Source organism: Endothiovibrio diazotrophicus (assembly GCF_054657215.1).
Map to the genome: position 1 here is coordinate 19,900 of NZ_BAAHXB010000062.1, position 13,649 is coordinate 33,548.

At 67.2% G+C, this 13,649-nt stretch carries 8 protein-coding genes; 5 read left to right on the top strand and 3 right to left on the bottom strand.

The features are described from left to right. Nucleotides 1-51: 51 nt before the first annotated feature. Genes ACYQ2W_RS15320 through ACYQ2W_RS15330 form a run of 3 tightly spaced genes read right to left on the bottom strand, consistent with a single transcriptional unit; the run spans nt 52 to nt 4,030 of the window. Complete coding sequence (locus ACYQ2W_RS15320) at nt 52-1,527, bottom strand: glycogen synthase (RefSeq protein WP_459868962.1); 1,476 nt, start codon at nt 1,525-1,527, stop codon at nt 52-54. Next, nucleotides 1,524-3,137 carry a glycoside hydrolase family 57 protein gene (locus ACYQ2W_RS15325; protein ID WP_459868964.1) on the bottom strand — a complete coding sequence of 538 codons (1,614 nt, stop codon included), beginning with the start codon at nt 3,135-3,137 and terminating at the stop codon, nt 1,524-1,526. The genes ACYQ2W_RS15320 and ACYQ2W_RS15325 overlap by 4 nt, the downstream gene beginning before the upstream one ends. Nucleotides 3,138-3,139: 2 nt before the next feature. Beyond that, complete coding sequence (locus tag ACYQ2W_RS15330) at nt 3,140-4,030, bottom strand: DUF4912 domain-containing protein (RefSeq protein WP_459868966.1); 891 nt, start codon at nt 4,028-4,030, stop codon at nt 3,140-3,142. Nucleotides 4,031-4,382: 352 nt separating this feature from the next. On the opposite strand from ACYQ2W_RS15330, the gene glgX reads away from it, so the two are divergent. The 5 genes from glgX to glgB all read left to right on the top strand — a co-directional run bounded on the left by glgX (nt 4,383) and on the right by glgB (nt 13,530). Next, nucleotides 4,383-6,536, top strand: a complete 2,154-nt coding sequence (glgX, locus tag ACYQ2W_RS15335; RefSeq protein WP_459868968.1) for a glycogen debranching protein GlgX — start codon at nt 4,383-4,385, stop codon at nt 6,534-6,536. 350 nt (nt 6,537-6,886) lie between these two features. Continuing rightward, nucleotides 6,887-8,086: a glycoside hydrolase family 57 gene (locus tag ACYQ2W_RS15340; protein ID WP_459868970.1), complete on the top strand. Its 1,200-nt coding sequence runs from the start codon at nt 6,887-6,889 to the stop codon at nt 8,084-8,086. A 46-nt stretch (nt 8,087-8,132) separates the two neighbouring features. Beyond that, the gene (locus ACYQ2W_RS15345) at nt 8,133-9,611 is read left to right on the top strand and encodes a glycogen synthase (RefSeq protein ID WP_459868972.1); all 1,479 of its coding nucleotides are present in this window, start codon (nt 8,133-8,135) and stop codon (nt 9,609-9,611) included. Between the two features lie 64 nt (nt 9,612-9,675). Beyond that, the gene (locus tag ACYQ2W_RS15350; RefSeq protein ID WP_459868974.1) at nt 9,676-11,139 is read left to right on the top strand and encodes a glycosyl hydrolase family 57; all 1,464 of its coding nucleotides are present in this window, start codon (nt 9,676-9,678) and stop codon (nt 11,137-11,139) included. A gap of 168 nt (nt 11,140-11,307) precedes the next feature. Beyond that, nucleotides 11,308-13,530, top strand: a complete 2,223-nt coding sequence (glgB, locus tag ACYQ2W_RS15355) for a 1,4-alpha-glucan branching protein GlgB (RefSeq protein ID WP_459868976.1) — start codon at nt 11,308-11,310, stop codon at nt 13,528-13,530. Nucleotides 13,531-13,649: the final 119 nt, after the last annotated feature.

Here is a 13,649-nt window from a genome sequence, read left to right on the forward strand (position 1 = left end):
TACGAGGTCGTAAGAAAATTCTGATACATCATGAAATGGGCGCTCGACCGGTCATCCGCGAAACGAGCGGATTTTCTCGAAGATCCCCAGATACGCCTCCGCCGAGCGGTTCCACGAAGAGTCGTAGGCCATGCCGTTGACCCGCAACTGGCGGAAATACTCCGGATGGAGATGCCACAGCTTGATGGCGCGGCCCAGGGCCGACTCCAACCCCGGGGCATCGAGGTCGTTGAAGAGAAAGCCGTTGCGCGCCTCGAAAGGGCGCTCGGAGTAGTTGGCGTCGAAGACGGTGTCGGCCAGGCCGCCGGTATTGCGGACCACCGGCACCGTACCGTAGCGCATGGCGATCAGCTGGCTGAGGCCGCACGGTTCATAGCGGCTCGGCACCACCAGGATATCGGCACCGGCGTAGATCAGATGGGCCAGCGCCTCATCGAAGCCCAGTTCCAGATGGCAGTCGGGGTGGTCGGCCAGGTACTCCCGCAGGCCGCGGAATTCGGCCATGATCTCCTCGTCGTCGCCGTCGCCGAGCAGCACGAACTGCGCCTGGTTGGCCACCGAATAGAAGGCGGCGTGGCGCAGCAGCTCCACTCCCTTCTGCGGCATCAGCCGGCTCACCGCGGCAACCAGCGGGCGGTCAGCGTCGCGCAGCCCCAGGCGCCAGCGCAACGCCTCCTTGTTGCGGTATTTCTCCACCAGGGTGTCGGCCGAGTAGGACGCCGGGATATGGGGGTCGGTCTGCGGGTTCCACCGCTCGTAGTCCACCCCATTGAGGATGCCGCCGAAGCGCCCGACGCGCTCCGCCAGGCTCCCCTGAAGCCCGAATCCCAGCTCGCTGCTGCGGACCTCGTCGGCATGGCGGGGGGAGACGGTGGTGACGAAGTGGGCGTAGAGGATCCCCCCCTTCATCAGGTTGACCGAGGCGCGATCGCCGGGGTCCCGTAGCCGTTCCCTCAGCGTCGGCGCGTTCGGCTCCAGCCCCACCTGGCGGAGCACCCCGGCGTCGGCGATCCCCTGGTGACCCGGGTTGTGGAGGGTGTAGCAGACCCGCGGCCGGGTCATGCCGAGGCCGGCGTAGATCTCGTCGAGCAGGACCGGCACCAGGCCGCTCTGCCAGTCGTGACAGTGGATTACCTCCGGCGTGCGACCGGATTGGTGGAGAAACTCCAGGACGGCGCGGGAGAAGAAGGCGAAGCGTTCGACATCGTCCGCCTCGCCGTAGATCCGCTCACGCTCGAAGAAGCGCTGCTCGGAGCGGGGGTCGATGAACCAGCAGTCCAGGCCGTCGACCCGAGCGGAGTAGACGTCGCAGTGGATCCGGCGATCATGGAACGGCACCCGCAGGTCGGCGTGGGCCTTGTGCAGGTCATCGATCCACTCCTCGGCCAGGGTGGCGTATCTGGGCAGGACGATCTCGACGGCGTGGCCGCGCGTCGCCAGCGCTCGGGAGAGGCCATGGATCACGTCGCCGAGGCCGCCCACCTTCGCGACCGGCGCGCATTCGGCGGCCACCATGACGATGTTCATGGTGTACTCCCGGTAGCGAAGAGCCGGTAATCGATGTTCGGAAAGATCGGATCGAGCTGCTCCAGGGCACGCAGGCTGCGGCCGTCGATCTCGTCGTTCGAGATCTCCCGCTCCAGATGGGCGAAGCGCGCCAGGTAGTCGCGCAGGCGGCGTTCGGCGTACTCCGTGCCGGTGCCGGCCTTGAGCAGAAAGGGCCAGTCCGACGCCTGGGCCAGCAGCAGCGAGCGGGCCGCCTGGCGCAGGGCCCGATGGCGCCGGGTGCCGACGGCCTCATCGCGGTGTTTCCTCGCCATCTCCGCCATGGAGCGCGCGGCGCGGTGGAGGTAGGGGTAGACCCAGTGGTTGTTCTCGTTCAGCCAGAAGGCGTTGTAGCCCAGTTCGCCCCAGCTGGAGGCGGAGGGCTGGGCGCACTGCAGCAACCGATGGCGGCCCAGATAATCCCCGGGGCTGATCAGTTCGACCCCGGCGGCGTCCTCCCCCCATCGCTCATGGGCACGGCGGATCACCCGCTCCAGCCACAACGGTCCCTCGAACCACCAGTGACCGAACAGCTCGGCGTCGTAGGGGGCGACCAGCAGCGGCGGTCGTTCCATGCGCGCGGCGTAGTGGTCGAGCGAGGCCCGTCGCTGGTCCAGGAAGTGGTCGGCGTGGGCATGGACCCGCTCGAGGGCGCGCTCCGGTCGGTAGGACGCCTTGGTCTCGCCGCGGTTGGTGACGCGGCAGTACTTGATACCGGTGTGGACGCGGGCGCCGCCGCCCGGCAGATAGGGGCCGACGTAGTCGAAGTCCAGCTCGAAACCGATGTCGCGGTGGAACTCCCGGTACCAGGGGTCGCCGGGATACCCCTCGGTGGCGCTCCACACCTGGCGGGTGGCGTCGGGGTCGCGGCCGAAGGCGGCCACCCCGTTGGGACAGGCCAGCGGGGCGGCGATGCCGTGCCAGGGGCGTTCGGAGGCGTTGAGGATGCCGTGGGTGTCGAGGGTGAACCAGCGAAAGCCCGCCTCCGCCACCGCCTCCTCCAGGCCGGGATAGTAGCCGCACTCGGGGAGCCAGACCCCGCTCGCCGGTTCACCGAACTGCTCGGTGAAGTGCTCCGCCGCCACCTGGAGCTGAGCGCGCACCGCCGTCGGCTCGGAGCTCAGCAGGGGGAGGAAGCCGTGGGTGGCCGAGGCGGTGATCAGCTCCAGCCGCCCCGCCCCGCGCAGCTCGGCGAAGGCGGCGAGCAGGTCTCCCCGGTAGCGGTTTTCGAACTGGTCGAGGCTCTCTTCGAAGAGGCGTCGGTACATCTTCGCCAAGGGGTTGAAACGGCGGTCGCCGCGGGTGCGCAACACCTCCCTGCCGGCCAACTCGATCAGCTTCACCAAATGGGCGCGGTAGCGTTCGAGCAGCAGCTCGTCGCGCAGCATCGCGGCCAGGGTCGGTGAAAAGGAGAGGGTGACCCGATAGGGAATGCCGTCGTCGTGCAGGCGGTTGAAGACGCCCAGCAGCGGGAGGTAGGTCTCGGTGATCGCTTCGAAGAGCCAGCTCTCCTCAAAGAAGCTCTTGTATTCGGGGTGGCGGACGTAGGGAAGATGCGCGTGGAGGAGCAGCGCGAGATAGCCTCGCTTCATGGTCAGCGGCTCCGCTGGGCGTGGGCGGAGCCGCTGGGAACGAGGGTAAAACTGCTTGGGTGATGGCCGCCGAGCGTCGGCGGGGCCATCGACAGGTGGGGGCCGTGGTCGCGCGGTTCTGCGGGCAGAGAAGGCGCGGCGATGAGTTTCAGCCACCATTCGGCGTTCGTTTCAACGGCCGGGCCGGAATCGATCCGGCCGGGATCATCGGGGTTGGGAAAGCGCCGCGCGAGCGGCGCCGCCGGTGCCGCGAGGGTGCGCAGCTCCTTCTCCGGCGGGAGGCCGCGGGGCGGGCGGTCGCCCCGCGGCAATTCGATCGGGGCGGCGAGGGGGGGCGGGACGACCGGGTCGCGGGGGGGGGCGGAAGGGGGCTCGGGGCGTGCGCCGACCGGTCCCTCCTGCAGCCGCAATACCCGCCGCCCCGCCCGTTCCGAGCGGCCCGCCCGGGGCAGTTCGGCAACGTCGGAACGAGCGGCCTCCACCAGCAACCCGTAGCGGGTGCGCAGCCCCAGCTGGGCCGAATAGCGACCGGAGTCGCGCCACAGCTCCACGTAGCGGTGGCCGCTCTCCCCCTCCACCTCGATGTCGAAGGCGGGATGGGGCGTATGGTCGGCGCGAGCGGCGGCACGGTCGTGGAAGCGCAGCACCAGCGCGGCGCCCTCGGCCTGATCGCCGAGCCGGCCGCGGATCAGCGCAAGATCCCCGGTGGTGATGTGCCAATAGGCATGCAGACGATGGGGAGACAGCGGCAACAGCACCACCTCCGTCATCTCTGCGGGCGCCGGGAAATTGGCCGAGATCACCTCGCTGATCCGGCGCAGCTCCTTCCGTGAGAGCGGCTTCTTGGGGGGCGTGGCCCGTTTGACGGGGGATGCCTTGTTGGATTTGCTCAAGCGGACTGTCCTCGGACGGCGGAACCCGTAAATAATACCAGACCGGCCGGTTGAACCCGGGCAATTATCCCAACGGGATTTTACTGCTTTCGATGCATACAGGTGTTGCCGAAACGGCGGGTCTTGGTGAACATACCGTGACAAAGACAACGACGGGCGGGCCGACAAGCGCAGCAGCAAGCCTCTCCGTCGGATCGGTTTCAAGAAAATCTTCATATTCGTCGCCGAAACTGTTCGGCCCCTCCCCGCCAATGGATCCAGTGCCCATGTCGACCAACCCATCACCGTTTCACCGAATCCGCCGCGGACGATCATCGACCCCGGATGGAAGCCCGTGGCGGAGGACCGGACGATGAGCGGTCACCGCTGGGCGGTATGGCGAGGCCGTCCCCACCCCTTGGGGGCCACCTGGGACGGCGAGGGGGTCAACTTCGCCCTCTTCTCGGAGCACGCCGAAAAGGTCGAACTATGCCTGTTCGACGCGACGGGGGTGACGGAGGTCGCCCGCATCCCGCTGCCGGAGAAGATCCATCAGGTGTGGTGCGGCTATCTGCCCGAGGCGCGTCCCGGCCAGCTCTATGGCTATCGGGTGCACGGGCCCTACGACCCGCGCCGCGGCCACCGCTTCAACCCCAACAAGCTGTTGCTCGACCCGTACGCCAAGGCGATCAAGGGGGAGTTTCGCTGCACCGACCTGCACTACGGCTACCGGTACGGCGATCCGACCGGGGATCTCTCCTTCGACCCCCGCGACAACGCCGCGGTGATGCCCAAATGCAAGGTGATCGATCCCGCCTTCACCTGGGGCGACGACCGCCCGCCGCGGGTCCATTGGCACGACACCGTCATCTACGAGCTCCACGTCAAGGGTTTCACCATGCGCCATCCGCGGGTGTCCGAGGAGCTGCGCGGCACCTACGCCGGGTTGGCCTCCTTCCCGGTGATCGAACACCTCAAGGGCCTCGGGGTGACCGCGGTGGAGCTGCTGCCGGTGCATGCCATCGCCGACGAACGCAGGCTCACCGATCAGGGCATGAGCAACTACTGGGGCTACAACTCCATCGGTTTCTTCGCCCCGGAGATGCGCTACTGCCGCAGCGGCTCGGCGCAGGAGTTCAAGACCATGGTGAAGACCCTCCACTCGGCGGGGCTCGAGGTGATTCTCGACGTGGTCTACAACCACACCGCCGAGGGGGATGCCCTGGGGCCCACCCTCTCGTTCCGCGGGATCGACAACGCCTCCTACTACCGCCTGCGCCCCGACGATCCCAGTCGCTACATGGACTTCACCGGCTGCGGCAACACCCTCAACATGCGCCACCCACAGGTCTTGCAGCTGATGATGGACAGCCTGCGCTACTGGGTGCAGGAGATGCATGTGGACGGCTTCCGCTTCGACCTCGCCTCGGCGCTGGCCCGCGAGCTCCACGAGGTGGACCGCCTCGGCTCCTTTTTCGACACCATCCATCAGGACCCGGTACTCTCCCAGGTGAAGCTGATCGCCGAACCCTGGGATCTGGGCGCCGGCGGCTATCAGGTGGGCAACTTCCCGGTGGGGTGGACCGAGTGGAACGGCAAGTACCGCGATGCGGTGCGCGACTACTGGAAGGGCGAGGGAGGGGTCATCGGCGAACTCGCCTCGCGGCTGACCGGCTCCAGCGACCTCTACGAGGCGGGCGGGCGCCGACCGGTGGCCAGCGTCAACTTCGTCACCGCCCACGACGGCTTCACCCTGCGCGACCTGGTGAGTTACGACCACAAGCACAACGAGGCCAACGGCGAGGAGAACCGCGACGGCGAGAATCACAACCGCAGCTGGAACTGTGGCGTCGAGGGCCCCACCGCCGATACGCAGATCAACGCCCTGCGGCTGCGCCAGTCGCGCAATCTGCTGGCCAGCCTGCTGCTCTCGCAGGGGGTCCCGATGCTGGTGGCCGGCGATGAGATGGGGCGTTCCCAGGGGGGCAACAACAACGCCTACTGCCAGGACAACGAGGTGAGCTGGATCGACTGGGACCTGGACGACGAGGCGCGCGGGCTGCTCGCCTTCGTCCAGCGCCTGCTGCGCATCCGCCAGGCCCACCCGCTGCTGCGCCGCCGCCACTTCTTCCAGGGACGGCCGGTCCAGGGGAGCGGGGTGAAGGATATCGCCTGGCTCACCCCCCAGGGGACAGAGATGAGCGACGCGGAGTGGGCGCACCACTTCGCCCGAGCCATCGGCGTGGCGCTCAACGGCGAGGCGCTCGACGAACTGGACCAGCGCGGCGAGGTGCTGCGCGACGACCATATCCTGCTGTTGATGAACGCCCACCACGAGCCGATCGATTTCACCCTGCCGTCGCGCCCCCTCGGCACCCGCTGGCGGATGGTGCTGGATACCGCGATGCATGACGGACTGAAGGGAAACAGCTTCCATCAACCGGGGGAGAACTACTCCCTGGCGGGGCGTTCGCTGGCGCTGCTGGTGCAGCGGCGGCGGACGCCGGAGGTCGAGCAGGGGGACTGACCACACGACCCTCCCCGCTGCCCCCCATCCCCCGCTCCACGGGACCACGAGACAAGGGAGTTCGGGGTGATTTATCCTTTAAGGGCCCGTGAAAGAATCACTTCCTGATCTTGGGGCGTCGAGACGCCCCTCCGGCAAGGCGCGCAAAGGGGCGCATGCTCATGGTATGCAACCCTTTGCGCGCCTTGCCGGAGGGAATGGATCGGCGTCCCAAGACAGGGAGTTGTTCCTTCATGAGCCCTTACCGCATGCCGCCCACTGTCATCAACGTGTAGTGCGGGCGGCGCAGATTCCCCGGGTTTTCGGGACCGCCACCGAGAGCCAGTCACTCCATCGAGAGGTTCACCGCCGTGCGCGAAATCCACCACGCCCTAGTCCTCAACCTCCACCAGCCGGCCGGCAACCTGTGGGAGCATCTGGAGCACAACGCCTGGGAGACCCACGAGGTGCTCTATGCGCTCGACCGGATCCCGCGCTCCTTGTGGGGTTATGAAGAGGTCGGCCGGGTCCACCTCTCGCTCTCCGGCAACCTGCTGGAGACCCTGGCCGATCCCGAGTTCCAGGCGCGCATGTACGGCGTGGTCGACTGCGGCGCGCTGCTCTGGCACTTCCAGAACGAGGCGATCTTCCGCGTGGTCGGCACCGGCTACTACCACCCGGTGCTGCCGCTGATCCCCGAAGCGGACCGCTACGAGCAGCTCGCCCGCTGGCGCGGCCTCGCCGGCCACCTGCTGTGGCGGGACCGTTTCCAGGGCTTCTGGCCGCCGGAGATGGGCTTCTCCATGGAGCTGATCCCGCTGCTCAAGCGGCTCGGCTACCGCTACGTGCTGGTCGACAGCGACCATGTGGAGGCGGTCACCCCGATGTCCTGGCAGGAGCTGCGCTACCGCCCCCACGTCGCCCGCTTCGGCGACGACGAGATCATCGTGGTGGTGCGCGACCGCGATCTCTCCGACGCCCAGCAGTCGGGAATGGAGCTCGGCTGGTTCGAGCAGGAGCTGGAGGCGCGCACCCGCTGGTGCGACTTCGCCCCGCTGGTCACCACCGCTACCGACGGAGACAACGGCGGCTGGTTCCGCAACCCCGAACCCAAGGCCAATTTCTGGGGTCTCTACACCGAGCTGATGGAGCACGCCCGCGACGGCGGGGCGGTGCGCCCGACCTTCATCGACGACTACCTGGACCGCTACGGGGTCAGCGGGGAGGTGCGGGTCAACACCGGCGCGTGGAACACCGGCTGGCACCACGGCCACGGTTTCCTCCAGTGGACCGGGTCCGAGGAGCAGAAGGAGGGCCTGGCCCGGGTCGCCGAGACCAGTCGCGTCCTGCACGACACCCGCTGGCGGGCCGGCGAGCTGGGCAACCACGACCACGCCCTGCACCGCGAGCTGGACGAGGCGCAGTGGCGGCTGCTGCGCGCCCAGACCAGTTGCAATTTCTATTGGGGCGAGGCGTGGGTGCCGCGCGCCCATGCCGATCTGAACGCCGCCTGGGAGAGTATCGGGCGCGCCCATCGGTCGGCACCCGAGATCGTCCCTACCGGTTCCTAAGGAATAGGAACGAATACTCCACGTCCACGATCGATGACGAGGTTTGATGAGTATGTACATCATGATGGTTGCCCCGGAGATGGCCCCGGTGGCCAAGGTGGGTGGATTGGGGGACGTGGTTCTGGGGCTGAGCCGGGAGCTGGAGATCCGCGGTCACGCCGTCGAGGTGGTGCTGCCGCTCTACGACTGCATGCGCTACGACCACATCTGGGGACTGCAGGTGACCCACCCCGACCTGTGGGTGCCGTGGGGCGCGGGGGCGGTGCGCTGTACCGTCTGGTTCGGTTTCGTCCACGGCCGCAAGTGCTTCTTCATCGAGCCCCACTCGCCGGAGAACTTCTTCAACCGCGGCGGCTACTACGGCTTCCCCGACGAGCACATCCGCTGGTCCTTCTTCAGCAAGGCGGCCCTGGAGTTCCTGCTGCAGAGCGGCAAACGGCCCGATGTGATCCACACCCACGACTGGCAGACCGGCCTGGTGGCGCCGCTGCTGTTCGAGATCTACAAGCACCAGGGGCTGGAGCGGCAGCGGGTCTGTCATACCATCCACAACTTCAAGCACCAGGGGATCTGCGGTCCCAATGTACTCGACCTCACCGGGTTGAAGCGCCACGACTACTACTATTCCCGTGACCGCCTCGGCGACGATTACGACCCCACCGCCATCAACCTGGCGAAGGGCGCGGTGGTCTACGCCAATTTCGTCACCACGGTCTCCCCGCGCCACGCCTGGGAGGCGCGCTTCACCGAGCAGGGCCACGGACTCGGGCCGGTCCTCACGACCCATCAGGCCAAGTTCGGCGGGGTGCTCAACGGCCTCGACTACGAGATGTGGAATCCGCAGACCGACCCGCACATCCCCCACCACTACGATGCCGCTGCGGTCGACGGCAAGTTCGCCGACAAGGAGGCGCTACGCGAGCGGCTCTGGCTGCGCAAGGACTACAGCCCGATCGTCGCCTACGTCGGGCGTCTCGATCCCCAGAAGGGCCTCGACCTGGTGCGCCACGGCCTCTACTACGCGCTGGAGCGCGGCGCCCAGTTCGTGCTCCTCGGCTCCAGCCCGGAGCAGGGAATCAACGCCCACTTCTGGGACATCAAACGGCAGATGAACGACAACCCGGACTGCCACCTGGAGATCGGTTACGATGAGGAACTGGCCCACCTGATCTACGCCGGGGCCGACATCCTGATGGTGCCGAGCCTGTTCGAGCCGTGTGGCCTGACCCAGATGATCGCGCTGCGTTACGGTACCGTGCCGGTGGTGCGCGAGGTGGGCGGGCTGGCCGACACCGTCTTCGACAAGGACCACTCCGACCGCCCCCGGGAGGGACGCAACGGGTTTACCTTCCGCGACCCCGACCATGCCGGCCTGGAGTCGGCCCTGAGCCGCGCCATCGGCCTCTGGTACGACTATCCCGATCAGTTCCGCGAGCTGATGGAGAACGGCATGCACTTCGACTACTCGTGGAACTGGCCGGGCCAGAACTACGTGAACATCTACGACTACATCCGTCACAAGTAGTGAATGGGAAGCGGTGAGCACTGCTCACCGTTCACCGCTCACCCACCAACCAAGGAGCGCCCCAATGCGCGAGCTTCCCGAGTACATCGACGGTCTGCCCAACATCTGCGGCGACGAGGCGCTGATCGAGGAGACCCTCCACGCCGCCCGCGGCAAGCCGGTCTACCTGCCCGAGAGCGGCATCGACTTCGCCCGCATCAAGAGCGCCTGCGCGGTGGCCCTGCACATGCAGCAGCCGCTGATCCCCGCCGGCGGTGATGATCTCGCCACCGCCGGGATCATCAGCAACCTCCAGTACATGATGGAGCACCAGGACATCGGCGATAACCACAACGCCCCGGTCTTCCACTGGTGCTACAAGCGGATCGGCGAGTTCATTCCCGAGCTGGTCAACGAGGGGCGCGCGCCGCGGGTGATGCTCGACTACTCCGGCGTGCTGCTCCACGGCCTGCGCCAGATGGGGCTGGACGACGTCATCGACGCCCTCAAGACGGTCACCCTCGATCCCCGCTACCGCGGCAAGGTGGAGTGGCTCGGCAACACCTGGGGCCACGCCGTGGCCCCTTCCACCCCGGTGCAGGATTTCCGCCTGCAGGTGAAGGCGTGGCAGCACCACTTCGCCGCCATCTTCGGCCTGGAGGCGCTCACCCGGGTGCGCGGTTTCTCGCCGGCGGAGATGGCGCTGCCCAACCACCCCGACGTCGCCTACGAGTTCGTCAAGACCCTCAAGGACTGCGGCTACCAGTGGGTGCTGGTGCAGGAGCACTCGGTGGAGCTGCCGGGGGATGGGCGCGGCATCGAGCAGAAGCACCTGCCCCACCGCCTGGTCTGCACCAACTCCAAGGGCGAGAGCGCCGAGATCATCGCCATCATCAAGACCCAGGGCTCCGACACCAAGCTGGTGGCGCAGATGCAGCCCTGGTACGAGGCGCAGAGCCTCGACCGCTGGCAACTGGCGGGCAAGAGCGTGCCGCCGCTGGTCAGCCAGATCGCCGACGGCGAGAACGGCGGGGTGATGATGAACGAGTTCCCGCCGAAGTACTTCGAGGTGGTGCGCGCCGCCAGCGGCTCCGACGTACCGCTGATGAATGCCACCGAGTACCTCGAACACCTCTTCGCCATGGGGATTGAGGAGCAGGACCTTCCCGCGGTGCAGCCGATCTTCCAGGCCTCCCTGTTCGAGCATTTCGAGCCCGGTTCCGGGCCGGAGAAGCTGGCCGCGGCGATCGAGGAGTGCAAGCGCCGCGACCACCGTTTCCACATGGACGGCGGCAGCTGGACCAACAACCTCTCCTGGGTGCAGGGCTACGACAATGTGCTCGGCCCGATGGAGCGGGCCAGCTCCCACTTCAACGAGGTGGTGCTGAAGGCGGGCGTGCCCACCTCGGACCCGCGCTACCGCAACGCGCTGTTCCACCTGCTCGCCTCCCAGACCAGTTGCTACCGCTACTGGGGCCAGGGGCTGTGGACCGACTACGGCCGGGAGATCTGCCGCCGCGCCGACGCCATTCTCGACTATGACTTCTGAACCGTAGGGTGGATAAGCGCTGCGCATCCACCGGAGCGAAGTGGAGGTGTATCCGTCCCGTGATGGAGATTCGAGTGCCGTAGGGTGGATAGGCGCAGCGCATCCACCCTACGGCGTCGTTCACCGCTCCCCCACTGCTCCCACGTATATCGACAGAGACCTCCCGCCATGACCAAGAAGCAAAACCTCTCCGACGAGCTGCGCAAGATCATCGAAGCGCGCCACCACGACCCCTTTGCCGTCCTCGGCCGCCACCAGGAGGACGGGGCTACCGTGGTGCGCGCCTTCCTGCCCCACGCCGAGGCGGTGACCATTGCCGAGGGGGGACATGAGCTCGCCCGCCTGCCCGACAGCGACCTGTTCGAGTGGCGTGGCGAGGATGCCGCGCTGCCCGAGCACTACCGGCTGATCTGGCAGGATGCCGGCGGCCACGATCATATTGGCCACGACCCCTACACCTACGGGGCCCAGCTCGCCGATTTCGATCTCCACCTCTTCGGCGAGGGGCGCCACCACCACGCCTACCGCATCCTCGGCGCCCGTGAGCACCGGGTGGAGAGTGTGGCCGGGGTGCTCTTCGCGGTGTGGGCGCCCAATGCCGAGCGGGTCAGCGTGGTCGGCGACTTCAACCGCTGGGACGGCCGCGCCCATCCGATGCGCGCGCGCGGCGGCAGCGGGGTGTGGGAGCTGTTCATCCCCGACCTGCAGCCGGGCCACGTCTACAAGTACGAGATCCGCAACCGCCACAGCGGCGCGATCCTCCTCAAGGCCGATCCCTACGGGCAGTATCATGAACTTCGCCCACGCACCGGCTCGGTGATCGCCGGAGAGAGCACGTTCCCCTGGGCCGACGAGGAGTGGATGACCGCCCGCAGCGCGCACGACTGGCAGCACACCCCGATGTCGGTCTACGAAGTCCACCCGGGCTCGTGGCGGCGTGACGCCGAGGGGGGCTTCCTCAACTACCGCGAGCTGGCCCATCAGTTGGTGGAGTACGTGCAGGAGATGGGCTTCAGCCACATCGAGCTGTTGCCGGTCACCGAGCATCCGTTCGACCTCTCCTGGGGCTACCAGGCCACCGGCTACTACGCCCCCACCCGCCGCTTCGGCAGTCCGGACGACTTCCGCTACCTGGTCGACCACTGCCACCGCCACGGTATCGGCGTGCTCCTCGACTGGGTGCCCGCCCACTTCCCCAAGGACGAGCACGGCCTGGCGCGCTTCGACGGCACGCCGCTCTACGAGCACGCCGACCCGCGGCTCGGCGAGCACAAGGACTGGTCGACCCTGATCTACAACTTCGGCCGCAACGAGGTGAAGAACTTCCTCATCTCCAGCGCCGTCTACTGGCTGGAGGAACTGCACATCGACGGCCTGCGGGTCGACGCGGTGGCCTCCATGCTCTACCTCGACTACTCCCGCAACGAGGGGGAGTGGGTGCCCAACCAGCACGGCGGGCGGGAGAACCTGGAGGCGATCGACTTTCTGCGCGAACTCAACGTGGCGGTACACGAGGAGTGCCCCGGGATCCTGATGATCGCCGAGGAGTCCACCTCCTGGCCCCAGGTGAGCAAGCCCACCTACCTGGGGGGGCTCGGCTTCGATCTGAAGTGGAACATGGGGTGGATGAACGACACCCTGGCCTACATGGCCCACGAGCCGATCCACCGCCAGTATCACCAGGACATGCTCACCTTCAGCATGCTCTACGCCTTCACCGAGAACTTCATGCTGCCGTTCAGCCACGACGAGGTGGTCCATGGCAAGGGCTCGATGCTCACCAAGATGCCCGGCGACGAGTGGCAGCGTCACGCCAACCTGCGCGCGCTGTACAGCTACATGTTCACCCATCCGGGCAAGAAGCTGCTCTTCATGGGCACCGAGTTCGGCCAGGGCACCGAGTGGAACAGTGCCGGCGTGCTCGACTGGTACGTGCTCGACTACCCCCTGCACCAGGGGATGCAGCGGCTGGTCAAGGACCTCAACCGACTCTACCGCGAGTCGCCGGCGCTCCATCGTCACGACTTCGATTCGCACGGCTTCGAGTGGATCGACTGCCATGACGCCCAGCAGTCGGTGCTCAGCTTCCTGCGCAAGGGGGCCGAGGGCGAGGAGTTGGTGGTGGTGCTCAACCTCACCCCGGTGCCGCGCCACGACTACCGCGTCGGCGTGCCGAGCGGCGGTGCCTACCGCGAGGTGCTCAACTCCGACTCCGCCTACTACGGCGGCAGCGACGTCGGCAACGGCAGCGATCCGCTCATCGCCGAGGAGCAGCCGTGGATGAACCGCCCCTTCTCCGTGCCGCTCACCTTGCCGCCGCTGGCGGCGGTCGTTCTCGAGGCGGTGGCGACGGAGGAAGAGCTCGCGAAAGGCAACGACTCGCCCCAATAAGGGAATCCGCGTCCCCAAAGGGGCCGCTACGGCGGAGCAACGCTCCCATGCAGATTTCCGCATCTGCGCCGTATACGCGGCCCTCCCATTCCGGCCGAGCCCACCTTTTTGGGCTAGGA